This window comes from Tomitella biformata AHU 1821, from assembly GCF_000524475.1.
In the GTDB taxonomy this organism is placed as follows: Bacteria; Actinomycetota; Actinomycetes; order Mycobacteriales; family Mycobacteriaceae; genus Tomitella; species Tomitella biformata.
This window is the reverse complement of sequence record NZ_BAVQ01000025.1, coordinates 1-17568: the sequence shown is the minus strand read 5'-3', so window position 1 is coordinate 17568 and position 17568 is coordinate 1. Positions and strand designations below refer to the sequence as shown.

15 protein-coding genes and 1 pseudogene are annotated in these 17568 nt (G+C 69.3%); 7 read left to right on the top strand and 9 right to left on the bottom strand.

What is annotated here, in order from left to right:
* Nucleotides 1-7: 7 nt before the first annotated feature.
* From TBIF_RS10210 to TBIF_RS10200, 3 genes are all read left to right on the top strand, one after another.
* Entirely contained in the window at nucleotides 8-2143 is a 2136-nt protein-coding gene (locus tag TBIF_RS10210) for a 3-hydroxyacyl-CoA dehydrogenase NAD-binding domain-containing protein (RefSeq protein ID WP_024794711.1), read from the top strand.
* A 154-nt stretch (nucleotides 2144-2297) separates the two neighbouring features.
* Complete coding sequence (locus tag TBIF_RS10205) at nucleotides 2298-2945, top strand: YoaK family protein (protein ID WP_024794710.1); 648 nt, start codon at nucleotides 2298-2300, stop codon at nucleotides 2943-2945.
* Between the two features lie 75 nt (nucleotides 2946-3020).
* On the top strand, nucleotides 3021-3923 hold the full coding sequence (locus TBIF_RS10200) for a phosphatase PAP2 family protein (protein WP_024794709.1): 903 nt from the start codon (nucleotides 3021-3023) through the stop codon (nucleotides 3921-3923).
* A gap of 9 nt (nucleotides 3924-3932) precedes the next feature.
* Here the strand turns inward: TBIF_RS10200 and TBIF_RS10195 are convergent, their stop codons facing one another.
* The 8 genes from TBIF_RS10195 to TBIF_RS10160 form a co-directional block, all read right to left on the bottom strand.
* Entirely contained in the window at nucleotides 3933-4601 is a 669-nt protein-coding gene (locus TBIF_RS10195; RefSeq protein ID WP_024794708.1) for an SRPBCC family protein, read from the bottom strand.
* Between the two features lie 24 nt (nucleotides 4602-4625).
* Nucleotides 4626-5480 carry an FAD binding domain-containing protein gene (locus tag TBIF_RS10190; RefSeq protein WP_024794707.1) on the bottom strand — a complete coding sequence of 285 codons (855 nt, stop codon included), beginning with the start codon at nucleotides 5478-5480 and terminating at the stop codon, nucleotides 4626-4628.
* On the bottom strand, nucleotides 5477-7885 hold the full coding sequence (locus TBIF_RS10185; protein ID WP_024794706.1) for a xanthine dehydrogenase family protein molybdopterin-binding subunit: 2409 nt from the start codon (nucleotides 7883-7885) through the stop codon (nucleotides 5477-5479). The genes TBIF_RS10190 and TBIF_RS10185 overlap by 4 nt, the downstream gene beginning before the upstream one ends.
* A complete protein-coding gene (locus TBIF_RS10180) occupies nucleotides 7882-8370 on the bottom strand; it encodes a (2Fe-2S)-binding protein (RefSeq protein ID WP_024794705.1) in 489 nt (162 codons plus the stop codon). The genes TBIF_RS10185 and TBIF_RS10180 overlap by 4 nt, the downstream gene beginning before the upstream one ends.
* 92 nt (nucleotides 8371-8462) lie before the next feature.
* Nucleotides 8463-9593: an XdhC family protein gene (locus TBIF_RS10175; RefSeq protein ID WP_024794704.1), complete on the bottom strand. Its 1131-nt coding sequence runs from the start codon at nucleotides 9591-9593 to the stop codon at nucleotides 8463-8465.
* Nucleotides 9586-10707, bottom strand: coding sequence for a vWA domain-containing protein (locus TBIF_RS10170; RefSeq protein ID WP_024794703.1), 1122 nt, complete (start codon nucleotides 10705-10707; stop codon nucleotides 9586-9588). The genes TBIF_RS10175 and TBIF_RS10170 overlap by 8 nt, the downstream gene beginning before the upstream one ends.
* Before the next feature lie 56 nt (nucleotides 10708-10763).
* The gene (locus tag TBIF_RS10165) at nucleotides 10764-11654 is read right to left on the bottom strand and encodes an AAA family ATPase (protein ID WP_024794702.1); all 891 of its coding nucleotides are present in this window, start codon (nucleotides 11652-11654) and stop codon (nucleotides 10764-10766) included.
* Between the two features lie 9 nt (nucleotides 11655-11663).
* Nucleotides 11664-12269 carry a nucleotidyltransferase family protein gene (locus TBIF_RS10160; protein ID WP_038170673.1) on the bottom strand — a complete coding sequence of 202 codons (606 nt, stop codon included), beginning with the start codon at nucleotides 12267-12269 and terminating at the stop codon, nucleotides 11664-11666.
* A gap of 103 nt (nucleotides 12270-12372) precedes the next feature.
* Here TBIF_RS10160 and TBIF_RS10155 point away from each other — a divergent pair, with 103 nt between their 5' ends.
* The 4 genes from TBIF_RS10155 to TBIF_RS10140 all read left to right on the top strand — a co-directional run bounded on the left by TBIF_RS10155 (nucleotide 12373) and on the right by TBIF_RS10140 (nucleotide 16470).
* Nucleotides 12373-12951 carry a TIGR03086 family metal-binding protein gene (locus TBIF_RS10155; protein WP_024794700.1) on the top strand — a complete coding sequence of 193 codons (579 nt, stop codon included), beginning with the start codon at nucleotides 12373-12375 and terminating at the stop codon, nucleotides 12949-12951.
* 19 nt (nucleotides 12952-12970) lie between these two features.
* On the top strand, nucleotides 12971-13261 hold the full coding sequence (locus TBIF_RS10150; RefSeq protein ID WP_024794699.1) for a Dabb family protein: 291 nt from the start codon (nucleotides 12971-12973) through the stop codon (nucleotides 13259-13261).
* Nucleotides 13262-13333: 72 nt separating this feature from the next.
* A complete protein-coding gene (locus TBIF_RS10145) occupies nucleotides 13334-15715 on the top strand; it encodes an AAA family ATPase (RefSeq protein WP_024794698.1) in 2382 nt (793 codons plus the stop codon).
* A 320-nt stretch (nucleotides 15716-16035) separates the two neighbouring features.
* Nucleotides 16036-16470 carry an SRPBCC family protein gene (locus TBIF_RS10140; protein ID WP_024794697.1) on the top strand — a complete coding sequence of 145 codons (435 nt, stop codon included), beginning with the start codon at nucleotides 16036-16038 and terminating at the stop codon, nucleotides 16468-16470.
* 111 nt (nucleotides 16471-16581) lie between these two features.
* Here TBIF_RS10140 and TBIF_RS23385 read toward each other — a convergent pair.
* A pseudogene (locus tag TBIF_RS23385) lies at nucleotides 16582-17568 on the bottom strand (hypothetical protein); the annotation flags it as partial.

Genomic DNA, 17568 nt, shown 5'->3' with positions numbered 1-17568 from the left:
AAAGCTCATGAGCAACAACATCATTAACTGGGAGCAGGACGCCGACGGCATCGTCCTGCTGACCATCGACGACCCCAACCAGGGCGCGAACACCATGAACGACGCCTACATCTCCTCGATGAAGGCCACCGTCGACCGCCTCTACGAGGAGAAGGACACCATCACCGGTGTCGTCCTGACCTCGGGCAAGAAGACCTTCTTCGCCGGCGGCGATCTGAACAACCTCCTGGCCGTACGCGCCGAGGACGCTGAGCAGATCTACAACCACACGCTGACACTGAAGGCAGACCTGCGTCGCCTCGAGACCCTCGGCAAGCCCGTCGTCACCGCCATCAACGGCGCGGCGCTCGGCGGCGGCCTGGAGATCGCGCTCGCCACCCACCACCGCATCGCGGCGGACGTGCGCGCCGTGAAGATCGGCCTGCCCGAGGTCACCCTCGGCCTGCTCCCGGGCGGCGGCGGCGTCGTCCGCACCGTGCGCATGCTCGGCCTGCAGAACGCGCTCATGGGCGCGCTGCTCCAGGGCCAGCAGCGTGGCGCGGTCGCGGCCAAGGAGGCCGGCCTGGTCGACGAGGTCGTGTCCTCCATCGAGGAGTTGGTGCCCGCCGCCAAGGCGTGGATCAAGGCCAACCCCGAGGCCGGCGTGCAGCCGTGGGACGTCAAGGGCTACCGGATCCCCGGCGGCACCCCCGCGACCCCCGCCTTCGCCGCGAACCTGCCGGCGTTCCCCGCGAACCTGCGCAAGCAGCTCAAGGGCGCCCCCATGCCGGCTCCGCGCGCCATCATGGCCGCGGCCGTCGAGGGCTCGCAGGTCGATTTCGACACCGCGCAGCTGATCGAGGCCCGCTACTTCACCGAGCTGGTGACCGGTCAGGTCGCGAAGAACATGATCCAGGCGTTCTTCTTCGACCTCCAGTCCATCAACTCCGGCGCCTCGCGTCCGAAGGGCGTCGAGAAGACCCCGATCACCAAGATCGGCGTCCTCGGCGCGGGCATGATGGGCGCGGGCATCGCGTATGTCTCCGCCAAGGCCGGCTTCGAGGTCGTCCTCAAGGACGTCGAGCAGGCGGCCGCCGAGCGCGGTAAGAACTACTCGGAGAAGATCGAGGCCAAGGCCCTCTCGCGTGGCAAGACCACCGAGGCCAAGTCCGCCGAGCTGCTGGCCCGCATCACGCCGACGGCTGACCCGGCGGACCTCGCGGGCGTCGACTTCGTCGTGGAGGCCGTGTTCGAGAGCGAAGAGCTGAAGCACAAGGTCTTCCAGGAGATCGAGGACATTGTCGAGCCGACTGCGCTGCTGGGCTCGAACACCTCCACGCTGCCCATCACGGGGCTGGCCAAGGGCGTCAAGCGCGATGAGGACTTCATCGGAATCCACTTCTTCTCGCCCGTCGACAAGATGCCCCTCGTCGAGATCATTCGCGGCGAGAAGACCTCTGACGAGGCCCTGGCCCGCGTGTTCGACTACGTGCAGGCCATCCGCAAGACGCCGATCGTGGTCAACGACTCGCGCGGCTTCTTCACCTCTCGCGTGATCGGCACGTTCATCAACGAGGCCATCGCCATGCTGGCGGAGGGCATCGCGCCCGCCACCATCGAGCAGGCGGGCATGCAGGCCGGCTACCCGGCAGCGCCGCTGCAGCTCTCGGACGAGCTGAACCTGACGCTCATGCAGAAGATCCGCAAGGAGAACAAGGAAGCCGCCGAGCGCGCGGGCACCGCGCTTCCCGCGGATCCCGCCGGCGATGTCATCAATGCGCTCGTCGACGAGGGCCGTACCGGCCGTCTCGGCGGCGCAGGCTTCTACGACTACACCGATGGCAAGCGCACCGGCCTGTGGTCGGGTCTGGTGGAGAAGTTCAACGCCGTCAACCACGACGTCCCGATGCAGGACCTCATCGAGCGCATGCTGTTCGCCGAGGCCCTCGAGACGCAGAAGTGCTTCGACGAGGGCGTCCTCATGACGACGGCCGACGCGAACATCGGCTCGATCATGGGCATCGGCTTCCCCGCCTGGACCGGCGGCGTGTCGCAGTACATCGTGGGCTACGAGGGCGGCAAGGCCGGCTTCGTGGCACGCGCGAAGGAGCTCGCCGCCAAGTACGGCGAGCGCTTCGAGCCCCCGGCCAGCCTGCAGGGCTGACTCAGCCTGGGCTGATCTAGCCTGAGCTAGTTTCGGCGAAGGGCCCGGCACGCGAGCGCGTGCCGGGCCCTTTGCCGTCTCCTAGTCAGGATTAGGGGGTCTACGCTCGGTGCTGGCGAGGCGGTGTTCGGATGCGCAGGGGAGAGGGTGGGGAATGCAAGAGCATGGCCAACGGGACCTAGCGTTAGCTGGCGGCCTGGCGGCACTTGCGGGGTTTGTCGACGCTATCGGCTTCATCAAGATCGGCGGGTTCTTCGTTGCGTTCATGAGCGGGAACACGACCCTCGCCGGGGTGTCCCTCGCGGAGGGCCGCTTCTGGGATTTCGCCCAGGCGGGCGGACTCATCGCCGCGTTCGTGGCCGGTGTGGTGGGGGGCTCGATCCTGGGGCGGTTAGTGCGGCGACGCCAGTCGGCAGTGATGTTGGCGGTCGCGGCGCTGTTGGCCACCGCCGCGCTGGCCTATCTGGACCCGCGCGCCGCGTTGCTCGCCCCGCCGCTGCTGGCAGCGGCGATGGGCGCCGAGAACGCGGTGTTCGAGCGCGATGGGGAGGTCACCATCGGGCTGACGTATATGACGGGGACGCTGGTCAAACTGGGGCAGGCCGTGGCGCGGGCGCTGTCGGGGGAGCCCGCGACGGAATGGCGCGGGTACTTCCTGCTGTGGGCGGGGCTGTCGATCGGCTCGATTATGGGTGGGACGGCGTTCACGTTCCTGGGGCTGTGGGCCCTCTGGATTGCGGTCTGTTTCGCCGTGGCCGCAGCGCTGCTGATGCGGCTTCGGGAGCGTTCGGCGACGGTTTAGCAGATTAGTTTCTCGTTGCGGTAGCGTGCTGTGGCTGAGCGTGGTCTGGGTCGGCCACGCGGTGAAGGAGTGCTCATGGAAGCCGCCGTCGCGAGGGCCGCGGACGAGGCCGTCCTGAATAGGGACAGTGCGGCCCTGGTCCGGGCGCGCTGGCGCTGGATTGCGGTGGCGTTCTTGTCCACCCCGTTCTTGGTGGGGATCTATATCTTGGCCGTGCGGACCACCACCGGGCAACGGTTGGAGAATGCGGCGCTGCGCGGCGCGGACCAGGCCTCGCCCGGAGAAGTGTCCACCGCCGACACCGCGCTGGACCACATCACGCTCTACAGCCTGGCCGGGGCGATCGTCGTGATCGGCGTGATCGGGCTGCTCCGGCGCAAGTTCAAATTGACGGTGATCGCGGTCTCCGTGATAGTCCTCGGGCAGGTCGTCACTCAGGGGCTCAAGCGTTTCGTGCTGCCGCGCCCGGACCTTGTCGATGCCGCGGCCGGATACGCGCACAACAGTTTCCCCAGCGGGCACACCACCATCGCGATGACCGTGCTGGTGGCCGTCATCCTTGTGGTGCCGTTCCGTCTCCGAGGACTGGCGATGTTCGTGGTGATGAGCTGGGCGGTGGGCATCGGCGCGTACACCGTCACCGCGAAGTGGCATCGGGCCTCGGACACTCTGGGCGCGGACGCGATTGCGATCACCCTCGGGTCCCTTGCCGCGCTGGTGTTGCTCCGCCGCGGCATGGTGTGCCGGGCGGACAAAGGGGTGTGGTTGCTGCGCAGTATGTATGCGGTGCTCTTCGGGGTCTTTGGTCTGATCACGCTGGTTCTGGGGCTGGTGTTGCTCGTGGTCTCCGCCCAGCAGGTGCTGGACGAGACCGTCGAGTACAACCTATTCCTGGCCTCGAACTCCCTCGCCGCGGCGGGCTCCATGCTGTTTGGACTGTTGTATTGGTGGACGTGGCGGGACTTGGAGGTGCGCTGAGCTGACCGATTAGTCCCCGCCGGGGCAACCTCGACGGCGCCGGACCAGTAGGAAGACGAGCACTGCGACGATGACCGCAGCGGCCGCCGGGACCGCCCGTTTGGCGACGGCGCCGCTGGCGTACTGGGTCAGGTCTAGGGGCTCGGCCTCCTCTGTGGGTAAGACGCGCCCAGGCTTGGCTTCCGGGGCGGCCGTGGTGGCAGGCGGTAGCGGGGCGACCTCCGCAGGGCTGTCGGGGGCGGCCAACTTGTCCGACAGGCAGCTGGCGAACTGCTCGAGGATTTTGCCGCCCACATCGGTGATCATCCCGCGGCCGAACTGGGCCGGCTTGCCGGTGATCGTGAGGTCGGTGGTCGCAGTGCCCTCGGTGCGGTTGCCGTCTCCGGTGAGCCGCAGCGTCACGGTGGCCGCCGCGGTGCCGTTGCCGCGGGCGTCCTTGCCAGAGGCCTTGATCACCACGGTGTGCGTTGCCTCGTCGGTCTCGATGTACTCGCCCGTGCCCTTGTACTGCAGGGACACCGGCCCGAGCTTGACCTTCACCTTGCCGCCGAAGGTGTTGCCGTCGACTTCGGTGAGCACCGCACCGGGCATGCACGGGGCCACCCGCTCGGGTTCGAGCAGCGCTGCCCAGACGTCCTCGACGGCGGCGGGCACGGTGAATGTGTGTTCAAGTTGCACGGGGTATCTCCTTTGACAGTCGGGTCACAGGCCTGCCGCGGCCGCCACCGCGCGGCCGGTGAGCACCTGCGCCAGGTGGGTGCGGTAGCCGGCGTCGGCATCACCGTCGCTGTTCGGGTCGGTGCCCTCGGCGGCACGTGCGGCGGCCGCGCGGATGGTCTCGGCGTCGGCGTTGCGGCCGATCAGCGACTCCTCCACCCCTGCGGCGCGCAGCGGCACATTGGCCATGTTGGTCAGCGCGACACGCGCCTGCTCGATCTTGCCGCCGGAGACCTTCAGCGCCGCGGCGACCGCCACGACCGACCAGGCTTGGGCGGTGAGGTTGAATTTCTCGTAGTGCGCCGACCACCCGGTGTGCTTGGGAATGGTGATCGCGGCGAGGATCTCGTCGGGCTCGATTGCGGTGGTGAACAGGTCCTGGAAGAAGTCCTGTGCGGCCACCTCGCGGCGCCCGTTCGGGCCGGCGATGGTCATCGTCGCGCCCAGCGCGAGCACCGGGGCGGAGAGGTCCCCCGCCGGGTCGGCGTGCGCCACCGCCCCGCCCAGGGTGCCGCGGTGCCGGATCTGCGGATCGGCCACCGTGGTGGCGGCCTCGACGAGCAGCGCGGCGTGCGCGCGAACCAGGGGATCGTGGATCACGTCGTAGTGCGTGGTCATCGCGCCGATCACGAGGTTGTCGCCTTCCTCACGGATCCCGCGCAACTCGGGGATGCGGCCGAGGTCGATCACCACGTTGGGGTCGTTCATCCGCAGCCGGAGCACCGGCATGAGGGATTGCCCGCCCGCGATGATCTTGGCGTCCTCGCCGGCTTCGGCGAGGGCACGCAGGGCGTCCTCGATGGTCTCGGGCGCGGTGTAGTCGAAAGTGGGCGGAATCATCGGGAACCCTCCTGGATCGCCTTCCACACCCGCATGGGCGTCATGGGCATTCGGATGTCTTGGACCCCAAGGTGGCGGACCGCGTCGAGTGCGGCGTTGACTACCGCCGGGGTGGAGGCGATGGTGCCGGCCTCGCCGACCCCCTTGACACCGAGCACGTTGCTGGTGGCCGGGGTCTCGGTGCGGTCGGTGGTGAACCAGGGCAGGTCCACGGCCGACGGGATCAGGTATTCGGCGAAGGAGCCGCTGATCAGCGTGCCGGAATCGTCGTAGACGGCCTCCTCGTACAGGGCCTGCGCGATGCCTTGGGCGAGGCCGCCGTGGATCTGCCCGTCGACCAGCATCGGGTTGATCACGGTGCCGACATCGTCCACGGCCACATAGGAGCGGATCTTCAGCCGCCCCGTCTCGGTGTCGACCTCCATCGCGCACAGGTGGGTGCCGTGCGGGTAGGAGAAGTTCTCGGGGTCGTAGGTCATCTCCGAGTCGATGTTCGGCTCCACGCCGTCAGGCAGGTCATGCGCGGCGAACACGGCCAGCGCCACGTCGGTGATGCCGACCGATTTCGCGGTGCCGCGGACCTGGAACTGGCCGCCGGTGAAGTCGAGGTCGTCCACCGAGCACTCCATCATGTGCGCGGCGATCGGGCGGGCCTTGGCGATCACCTTGTCCACCGCGTGGGCCACCGCCACGCCGCCCACGGTCAGCGACCGCGAGCCATAGGTGTCCAGGCCCTTGGGGGAGAACTGGGTGTCGCCGTGCAGGATCTCCACATCCTCGAAGGGCACGCCCAGACGGTCGGCGACGATCTGGCTGAAGCCGGTCACGTGGCCCTGGCCGTGCGGTGAGATACCGGTGACGACTTCCACCTTGCCGGTGGGCAGCATCCGCACCGAGGCGTGCTCCCAGCCGCCGGCGCCGTAGTCGAGCGAGCCGAGCACCCTTGAGGGGGCCAGCCCGCACATCTCCGTGAAGGTGGAGACCCCGATGCCGAGCTGGACGGGGTCGTTCCGCTCGCGCCGCTCGGCCTGCTCGCGGCGCAGCGCGTCGTAGTCGAACATCTCGACGGCCTTCGCGGTGGCCGCCTCGTAGTTGCCGGTGTCGTAGGTGAGCCCGGAGACCGTGGCGAACGGGAACTCCTCGTGGGTGATCCAGTTCTTCTCCCGCAGCTCCAGGGGATCCATGGCGAGCTCGGCGGCAAGCTCGTCCATGATGCGCTCGACTCCGAAGGTCGCCTCGGGTCGGCCGGCCCCGCGATAGGCGTCGGTGGGCACCTTGTTGGTGAACACCGGTTGGCAGGTGAAGCGATAAGCGGGGAATTTGTAGATGCCGTTGAACATGAACGCGCCGAGCACCGGCACGCCCGGCGAGAGGATCCGCAGGTAGCCGCCCATGTCGGCCAGCAGGTGGACCTTGAGCCCCGTGACTGTGCCGTCGCGGCGGGCGGCGAGGGTGAGCTTCTGCACCTGCGCGCGGCCGTGGTGGGACGCGGCCATGGACTCGCCGCGGCTCTCGACGTACTTGACCGGCTTGCCGAGACGGCGCGCGGCCAGCAGCGCGAGCACCTCCTCGGGGCAGACCTGGAGCTTGCCGCCGAAGCCGCCGCCCACATCGGGGGCGATCACCCGGAGCTTGTGCTCGGGAATGCCGAGCGTCAGCGCCAACATGAGCTTGAGGATGTGGGGGATCTGGGTGGACGACCACATGGTGATCTGCTCGCTGGTGGGGTCCACCACGACCGCGCGCGGCTCCATGTAGGCGGGTGCGAGCCGCTGTTGGTAGAAGGTGCGCTCGACCACGATGCCGTCCGCCGAGTCTCGTGCCTCGGCAATGGCCTGGTCGACGTCGGATCCGCTGCCAGCCTCCGCGGAGTCCAGCTTCCAGGTGGCGCAGATGTTGGTGCCGAGATCGGGGTGCACCAGGACCTTGTCCTGGGCGGCCTCCTCGAGGTCGAGCACCACCGGCAGGTCCTCGTAGTCGACGTCGATCCCCTCGAGCGCGTCATGGGCCTCGTAGTCGGTGCGGGCGAGCACGATCGCGACCGCGTCCCCGGCGAAGTTGACGGTGTCCACGGCCAGAGAGGGGGCGGGCGGGGCAAGCATGTCGGGGGTGATGGGCCACGCGCACGGCAGGCTGCCCTGCTCCGCGGCGAGGTCGGCGCCCGTGTAGACGGCGATCACGCCCGGCATCGCCTTGGCCTCGGTGACATCGATCGCGGTGATCTTCGCGTGGGCGTAGGGGCTGCGCAGCACCGCCATGTGCAGCATCCCGGGCAAGGTGAGGTTGCCGGTCCAGCGGGTGCGGCCGGTGATCAGGCGCGCGTCCTCCTTGCGGGTGCGGGATCGGCCGATCTCCGGGGTGGGGGAGTCGGCGGGCGCGGATGCGGGGTCGGCGACGCTGGTCATCGGGCACCTCCAGTGGATTCTGCGCGCATGTCGCCAGCCGCCTGCTGCACGGCCTTGACGATGTTTTGATAGCCGGTGCAGCGGCACAGGTTGCCCTCGAGGCCCTCGCGAACCTGCTGTTCGTCGGGGTCGGGGTTCTCATTCAGGAGGTCGACCGAGGCCATGATCATGCCGGGCGTGCAATAGCCGCACTGCAGCGCGTGGCACTCGTGGAAGGCGCGCTGGACGGGGTGGAGCGTGCCATCCTCCTCGGCCAGGCCCTCCACGGTGGTGACCTCGGATCCGTCGGCCTGCACCGCGAGCACCGAGCAGGACTTCACGCTGCGCCCGTTCAGGTGCACGGTGCACGCCCCGCAGTTGCTGGTCTCGCAACCGACGACGGTGCCGACCTTTCCGAGGCGATCACGAAGGTAATGCACCAGCAGGAGCCGGGGCTCCACCTCATCGGTGTACTTGGTTCCATCCACGTCGACTGTTATGCGCATCGGGGCTCCCACTCAGGTGACTGTGAATCAGCTCACATGCGACTGTGCCCTCTTTTGCAGGGTCGGACAACCGGATCGGTGAAATCCGCTGGTCAAGGGGTGCTGGATAAGTCCACGTGGATGGGTCCGTCGCGGTGGGTCAGGCGCGCGCCACCGGCGCCCCAGTGCAGCGCGATGATCTCCGCGGCGATCGAGACGGCCGTCTCCTCCGGGGTCCGGGCGCCCAGGTCGAGCCCGATGGGGGAGCTCATCTTGGCGATCTCCTTGGTCGTCATCCCGGCCTCGCGCAGCCGTTCCAAGCGGTCGTCGTGGGTGCGCCGCGAGCCCATCGCGCCGATGTAGCCGACGTCCAGGCGCAGCGCCACCTCCAGCAGGGGCACGTCGAACTTCGGGTCGTGGGTGAGGACGGTGACGACGGTGCGCTTGTCCACACGCCCGGCCGCGGCCTCGGCGGCCAGGTAGCGGTGCGGCCAGTCGACGACGACCTCGTCGGCCTCGGGGAAGCGGGTGTGGGTGGCGAAGACCGGGCGGGCGTCGCAGACCGTCACCCGGTAGCCGAGGAACGAGCCGATGCGGGCCATCGCAGCGGCGAAGTCGATCGCGCCGAAGACCAACAGCCGCGGCGGCGGGGCGAAGACGTTGACGAACACGGACATGCCCTCGCCGCGGCGTTCCCCGCCGGGCCCGTAGTGCAGGGTCCCGGAGCGACCGCTGTCGAGCTGGCCGCGCGCGTCGTCGGTGACCGCGTCGTCGACGCGCTTCGAGCCGAGGGAGCCGACGGTGCTGTCGTCGAAGACGAGCAGGTGCCGGCCGACCACGGCCGCGTCGGGGTGCTCGGTGACGGTGGCGATGGACACGGGGACCTCGGCGCGCACGGCGTCGATCGCGGCGCGCAGCTCGGGGAAGCCGTTCTGGTCGACGCGCTCGACGAAGATGTCGATGATCCCGCCGCAGGTCAGGCCCACAGCGAAGGCGCTCTCGTCGGACACGCCGTAGCGCTGCAGCACGGGTCCGCCGTCCGCGATGGCCTGCTCGGCCAACTCGTAGACCGCGCCCTCGATGCAGCCGCCGGAGACGCTGCCCGCGACGGCGCCATCCTCGCCGACCAGCATGGCGGCCCCGGGGTCGCGGGGTGCGGAGCTGAAGGTGCCCACCACCGTCCCCAATCCGACGGACTGCCCGGCCCGGTAGCGGCGATCCAACTCGTCCAGAACGTCACGCATCTCGCATCACCAGCAACAACTCTTGCAGCGTGGCCACGCTGTGCCCGGCCAGCAGCCGGTCCAGGTGTGGCAGCGCCGCGGCGATCCCGGATTGCACGGGCTGATATTCCTTCGACCCCGCGTGGGGATTGACCCAGATGACGGCGTGGGCGAGGCGGCGCAGCTGCGCCAACTGCGTGCCGAGCAGTGCCGGGTCCCCGCACTCCCAGCCGTCGGAGAACACGACGACGGTGGCGCCGCGGGCCATGCCGCGGCGACCGTGCCTGGTGAGGAATGCGCCGAGCGTCTCGCCCAGCCTGGTCCCTCCCGCCCAGTCCGGGACGGTGGCCCCGGCTGCGGAAAGCGCGGTGTCGGGGTCGCGCGAGCGCATCGCCCGGGTCAACCTGGTCATGTGGGTGCCGAGGGAGAACACCTCGACGTTTGCGCCCCGGCTGTGGGTGAGCAGGTGCGCAAAGCGCAGCAGCGTGTCGGCGTAGGGGCGCATCGAGCCGGACACGTCGATCAGCAACACCACACGACGAGGCCGCACACCGCGGCGGCGCCGCCTCGGCGCGACGGGCTCGCCGCCCGCCGCGACCATGCGGCGCAGGGTGGCTCGGGGGTCGATGGGGCCGCTGCGGGCGCGGCGCCAGCGCAGCGCTCGCCTGGTGGGGAGATGCACCCGCAGGCCCGTGAGCAGCGCGGCGATCTGGGCGCGTTCGGCGGCGGTCAGCTCCGCGATATCACGGTGGCGCAGGACATCGGTCTCGCTGGCCGCGACGGCGAGGGGATCGCCGTCCGCGCCGTCGGCCCCCGGCGGTCCGGCGGCGGGGAGCAGTCCGGCGATGCGGGCGACACGGGGCCGGACACCGCGGGGGGTGGTGGCCGTGACGGGCGGGCCGCCGAACCAGCTCTCGAACGCCAGGTCATAGCGGGGCAGATGCTCGGGGTCCCGGCACAGGGTGACCCGGCCCGCCCAGTAGACCTGCTCGCGGTCGGCGAGGTCGATCTCCCGCAGCGCGCGCAGGTAGCCGGCGGTGGCGTCGACGCCGTCGACCACCCCGGCCGCGCGCAGGGCAGCGGCGAATCCGGCCGCCCCCACCAGCGGGTCGGCAACCATGGCAACTGGGCTCATGGGTCCATTCTCACCCGAGCCCGGGCAAACGGGGGTGAGAATGGGGGTGAGTATGACTACCGGGCGAGCAGGCGGTCGAGGCCCTCGCGGGCCACGCGCTCGAGGTCCTCGCGGTATTTGAGCACCGCGCCCAGTGTGCTGGCGGCCGTGGCCGCGTCGAGCTCATCGCGGCCAAGCGTCTCCAGCGCCCGCGCCCAGTCGAGGGTCTCGGCCACGCCCGGGGGCTTGAGCAGCTCCATGCGCCGCAACTCGTGGACGGCGCTGGCGACCTGCGTGGCGAGCGACTCGCCGATGCCGGGCAGTCGCTGCCGCAAGATCGCGATCTCCCGGGCCAGGGGTGGGTGGTCGAGCCAGTGGTACAGGCACCGGCGCTTGAGCGCGTCGTGCACGTCCCGGGTGCGGTTGGAGGTGAGGACCACCAGTGGCGGCGTGGCCGCGCGGACCTCGCCGTACTCGGGGATGGTCACCGCGTTCTCATCGAGCAATTGCAACAGGAAGGCCTCGAACTCGTCGTCCGCGCGGTCGACCTCGTCGATGAGCAGCACGCACGGTGCCTCGATCAGCGCCCGCAATAGTGGCCGGGCCAGCAGGAACCGCTCGGTGTAGAGGGAGCGCTCCGCCTGCTCGGCCTCGAAGTCGCCCGCCGCCTCGAGGGTGCGCAGGTGCAGCAGTTGGCGGGGGAAGTCCCACTCGTAGAGCGCCTGGGAGGCGTCGATGCCCTCGTAGCACTGGAGCCGGATCATCGGCAGACCCAGACCCTCGGCGAGCGCCGTGGCCAGGCTGGTCTTGCCGGTGCCGGGCTCGCCCTCTAGGAATAGCGGACGGCCCATGCGCAGGGCGAGGTAGGCGGCCACCGACGCGCCCTCATCGGCGAGATAGCCGGTGGACGCCAGTGTCTGGGCGAGCTCCGCGGGGGATTCTGGGCGGCCAGATGCTGGGTTCTCCACGGTGCGAGCCTAGGACGTGAAGCCCATGGCGCGCAGGGCATCGGCGGTGTCGACATCTGCGCCCGTGGCCAGATCCCCGCATTCGACGAGGTGAACCGTGGGCTGTGCCCGCAGCCAGGGCCCCGCCCCGCGGTCCCCGTGCACGGACTCGAGCAGTGCCGGCCAATGTGTCCGGCCGAGCAGGACTGGGTGGCCGGGGATGCCGTGGTAGGCCGCGCGGGCCAATACGTCCGGGCCGGTCTGCGCGAGGAGCCGGGCGATGGCCTCGGGGCCGACGTCGGGGAGATCGACCAGGTGGATTAGGGCGGCCTCGGGCAGCGGGTCGAGCGTGGCGGCAGCCGTGAGGCCGGCCCGCAGCGACTCGCCGATGCCCTCCGCCCAGCGCTCGGCCACCACGAATGTCGCGTCGGACGGGGTGAGCGTGGCCGCGTCCTCGGCCTGCGCGCCGATGACCGCGAGCACAGGATCGCACCCGCCTCCGCGCAGCGCCCGGGCAGCGCGTGCGATGAGAGGCTCACCGTCGATGCGCACCAGGGCCTTGGGCTGGCCGAACCGGCTGCCGCGGCCTGCGGCGAGCAGGATCGCGGCGGTGCGCACGCCATGCCGGAACGTCATCGCAGAACCCCATCTCAGCCGAGTGGGCCGGCTGGGCCCAGCGTGTCTGGCAGTGAGTCTACGGGGGGTTGTCGAGCCTCGATCCGTGTGGAATTCTCGTGTGATGGACTTCGCCACGCTCGCACCCGCTGACCGCCACCGCGCCGCCGCCGAGACCTTCACGGGGCTGATCGCAGGCACCTCCGATTGGCAGGCGTCGACGCCGGTCAAGGAGTGGGCCGCGATTGACGTCGTCGGGCACTTGATCGACTGGCTGCCGGGGATGCTCGAGGGCGGTGGAGTGGAGCTGACTGTCGCGGACGTCGAGTCCGCTTGGCGCACTGATCCATTGGCCGCGTGGAAGTCGCGTGCCGCCATCGTCCAGGAGGTTCTGGATGACCCGGCGAAGGCGGGGGCCACGTACCGCAGCCCGATGCTGGGCGAGATGCCGATGGTCGACCTGCTAGACCGCTTCTGGACCGCCGATATCTACATGCATTCCTGGGACCTCGCACGGGCTGGCGGCCTGCCCCTAGACCTCGACGAGGCCTACGCCGCCGAGATGCTCACCGGCATGGAGTCGATGGAGGAGATGATCAGGGGCTCAGGGCAATTCGGCGTCCGCCAGCCCGTCGCCGATGATGCGCCTACGGTGGATAAACTGATCGCGTTCATCGGGCGTGATCCGAATTGGTCGCGCTGATCCACTGAGGAGCCAGCTTATGTCGTTCACCCACATCGTCGCGTTCAGCTTCAACGAGGGCTCAGACGCCGCCGCGCGCGCCGCGGAGGCGCTCAACGCACTGGCCCCGACAGTGGCCGAGGTGAAGGAGTTCCGGTGCGGGCCCGATGCCGGGGTGTCCGCGGGAAATGCGGACTTCGGCATCGTGGCGGTCTTCGACGACGAGGCGAGCTACGAGGTCTACCGCGACCACCCGGAGCACCAGCGGATCATCAAGGAGATCCTGGTGCCGAACCTGACCGCCCGGACCTGCGTGCAGCTGCGCTCCTGAGCCCGCCGCCCGTAGGCTGGATCAGCTGGGTGGACGGCATCTGGCGAACTTCGGGTGAGGGAGCGATAGGGATTGGATGGCCGCAGGCTTGTCCTGACCGAGGAGTTCCACCACGCACTGGCATTGCTGGCCTCGGGCGAGAACCTCTTCCTGACCGGGCGCGCCGGCACCGGCAAGTCGACGCTCATTCGGCACTTCCTGGCCCAAACCCGACGCAGGGTCGTGGTCGCCGCGCCCACCGGCATCGCGGCGCTCGGAGTGGGCGGCTACACCATCCACCGGCTGTTCAGCTTCGACGCGCGCACCACCCTCGATGACGTCGACGGCGGTGGCTACAGCCCGCAACGTTTCGCCAAGACCCTCGCTGGGCTGGACACCTTGATCATCGACGAGGCCTCCATGGTCCGCGCGGACCTGTTCGACATGCTGGTCATCGCCCTCGAGCGCTTCGGGCCCGAGCCCGGGCAACCCTTCGGCGGCGTGCAAGTCGTATTGGTGGGAGACCTGCACCAGCTGCCGCCCGTCGTCACCCAGCTCGAGGCGGAGTATTTCCGCACTCGCTATGCCTCGCCGTACTTCTTCTCCGCGGACCGCTTCCGCCGGGCGGACTTCCCGACGGTGGACCTGACCAGGGTCTTCCGCCAAGCGGGCGACGAGCGCCTCGCCGCGATCCTGAACGGCATCCGCGACGGGATTCTCGACGGCCCCGCCACCCTCGAGCTCAACGCACGGGCCGATCCGCACTTCCTGCCGCCCGCGGACGAGTTCTGGCTGACCCTGGCCGCGACCAACTCCATCGTCAACGCCCGCAACGCCCAACGCCTCGACCTCCTCGAGGGCGAGGAGTTCACGCACTTCGCGGAGCGGGTCGGAGAGCTGGAGCTGTTCGAGGCGCCCACCGACGACGCGCTGCGGTTCAAGGTGGGCGCGCAGGTCATGATGCTCACCAACGACTCCGCGGAGCGCTGGGTCAACGGCACGCTCGGCCGGATCACCCGCTTTCGCTGGACCGACGACGGGGCGGTGGTGACCGTCGACTTCATCAACGGAGAGCGCGCGGATGTGACCGCCTTCAAATGGGAGGCCACCCGGCCCGTCATCGACGGCGGCCGGTTGCGCCACGAGGCGATCGGCTCCTATACCCAACTGCCGTTCCGGCTGGCCTGGGCGATCACCATCCACAAGGCACAGGGGCAGACGCTCGACCGCATGGTGGTGGACCTGACCGGCGGCACATTCGCGTCGGGGCAGCTGTACGTTGCCCTGAGCCGCTGCACGGCCATCGAGGGCCTGGTCCTGACCCGCCCGGTCCGGCCGAAGGACCTCAAGATCGACCGTCGGATCGTGCGGTTCCTGCAGGCGGTGGTGCCCGATGCGCAGCCCCGGCGGTACTGCGCGATCGGTATCTTGACTGTGGGGGAGGAGAGCCGGCTGGCGCGGCCGCGGCCGGTGGAGTTGGCAGTGGTCTTCGAGGACGGCACATCGGTGAGCACCCTGGTCAACCCGCAGCGCGACGCGGGGGAGGCTCGCCGTCTCCACAGCATCTCCGCAGCGGACCTGTTGCTCGCGCCCACACTGGCGCAGGCTTGGGCGGTGCTCGCGCCCATTCTTGCGGGCCATACCCCCGTGGGCGCCGATGTGGACGGCACGCTCGGGCTTGTCGATACCGAGCTCAAGCGGTTGGGGATCGTCGCCGCGCTCCCGCTCGGGGTCGCGGTGGACGCGGCCGGGCAGGGCAGCGCGCTGGAGCGCGCACGCACGGTGCTGCGCGAGCATGGCCGGTTGCTTCCCGACAGCGATAGCGCCAGCGCTTTCCCGCCAGTCGACTTCGTAGAGGGCGCGGGATACCTGCTCAGCCGGGACCCCGACGCATCCGCGCCGGCCTGCGGGCTGCCACTTACGGAGGTACTGGCGGCGGGTCGGGAGCTGGGCGGGGCGGTATTGGGGGTGGAGCAGTCGGACGGGCGGGTGCCGACGCTCGACCCTTCTGACACCTGGAACCGGGTCGCCGCGCAGCTGCGCAGGGCAGCGGCGGGGACCACCCTGCCGGGCGGGCTGCTGGCGCGACTACACGAGGCGGAGTCGCTGTTCGGTCTGGACCTCACCCAGGGGCTGACGCAGGACCCCGAGGGCCCGGACATCGCCGTGGTGATGGTCGTGGGGGCGCGGATCTGCTTCACGGGCAACGCCACCACCGCAGCGGGCGAGCCGGTGCACCGGGACCAGATCAACGAGCTGGCGACGACCCGCGGGCTGGTGCCGGTGGGCTCGGTCACCAAATCCAAGTGCGACGCGCTCGTGACCGCGGAGCACGGCAGCCAGTCGAGCAAGGCCCGGCAGGCGGCGCGCTACGGCAAGCCGGTGTTCTCGGCGGAGGAGTTCTTCGCCTGGGCCGATGAGGATGACCCGAGACAACTCGAGGCGCTCCGGATCGCTAGTAGGATTTCCCGCTGATGCCTTGGCCTTGAGGCAACAGTTGGGTAATATGCCTACTCGGACGATGTGGTCCGATGTTTCGCAGGCCGTCAGCTAGCGGCTTGCGAGTGTGGCCTCACCGACTCGTGCGGTGAGCAATTCGGGCCTCAGGCTCGGAGTACAGGGGGCTGTTGAGCGGGGCCGGGCACGTCTTCGGGCGAGCATGGCCCCGCCTTCGTGTGTCCGGCCTGTGATGTGCGCCGCAATGGCGCTCTGCGTACTGGCTGGCCACGTCCGATGCGGGCACGATGGGGTGGCCGCCGCGCCCCCGCGTCGGCAGGACGTTAAGGAGATTCACCGTGGGTCAGGTCAGCGCCAGCAGCTCAATACAGGTCAATGCAACGCCGGCGAAGGCGCTCGAGGCGCTCGCGGACTACGACGTCATCCGGCCGAAGATCCTCACCGAGCAGTACCTGGACTACCGGGTCCTCGAGGGCGGCAAGGGCGCGGGCACCATCGCGCAGTGGACCCTTAAGGCCACTGAGAAGCGCTCGCGCGACGTGAAGGCCACCGTCACTGTCGCCGGTAGCACCATCAGCGAGAGCGACGCGAACTCCTCGATGGTCACCACCTGGACCGTCTCGCCCAGCGGTGACGGCGCCACGGTCACCACCACCACGAAGTGGACCGGCGCGAGCGGGATCGGCGGTTTCTTCGAGCGCACCTTCGCGCCGCTAGGCCTGAAGAAGATCCAGGCCGGGGTGCTCGAGAACCTGGCTCGCGAGCTCGCCTAATTTGGAGCCCGGCGTTGCCGCGCCATGGCCTCGTGCGCCGGCCCCCGCAGATTTTACTGTGCTCACCTCGGGTTTTCCGAGGTGAGCACAGTGTTCTTCCATGGTTGTGCGCTAGAGCAGCGGGGATGGCGGGTCATCCGGGTGCTGCGCCGCACGGTGTTCGCGGCGTAGTCGGTTGTGTTCGCGTTCGCGGCGTCGGCGGGCCAACTTGTCGGCGTGCCGGGTCCTGCGGCGTTGCGGTCCCGCGCGGGGATGACCCTCGCCCGTGGGTGGCGGGTCGGGTGTGCCGGGTGGGTCGTGAAAACGGATTTTCTGCAGCGCGGGGAACAACGCCTCGTTGGTGTGGCCGTGACTGTGCAGGTGATTGCCGGACGGGGTCACAATCTCGACGTGCGTGTGCCCGTCCTCGCCGATGTATTGGTCATCGAGCCAGTTCCCGAATGTTTTGAAGAGGTGGTGGAGCCGGCATTTGGCGTTGCCGTTGACCTTGTTGGTCTTCCCGCCCTGTTCGGGACAGGCGTGGTCGTATTCGGTGACGTGGTCGAGATCGCCGGACCAGGCCGGTTTATCGCAGCCAGGGATCACGCAGTAGCCATCTCTAGCGCGGATGAAGGTGTCTAATGCTGCGGAGAACCGGTACGGGTCGCTCGGCAAATGCGTGGGCAGTGTCTGGCCGGGGTTCGGGTTAAGGGGCCGGATGATGGTGTCGGGGCGGGCCGCGATCTCGCGGACGTGATCGGGACTGATCAATCCGTAGCCGTCGAGGAAACCAGGGCGCTCATCAGACTCAGCAGACTTTTCGGACTCACCGGACGTGCCGGGTGCGCAGGCTTCGGGAGTCTCAGACGACGCCGGCGACGACGCATTGGACTCGGAGGCGTCTGGCGTCTCCGCCGGTGCTGGTGCCGTGGCTTCTGCTGGTGCTGGTGTTGTCGGTGGTCGGGGGTCCTGCGGCGGCACCGGACCCCCAGGGCCGTCGGGGCCATCAGGATCATCCGGTGTGTCAGGACCCTCGGGACTATCCGGGCCATCGGGTGTGTCGGGGGTGTGGAGGGTGTCGGCGTCGCAGATCACGTGCAGCACGATCTGCGCGTGACG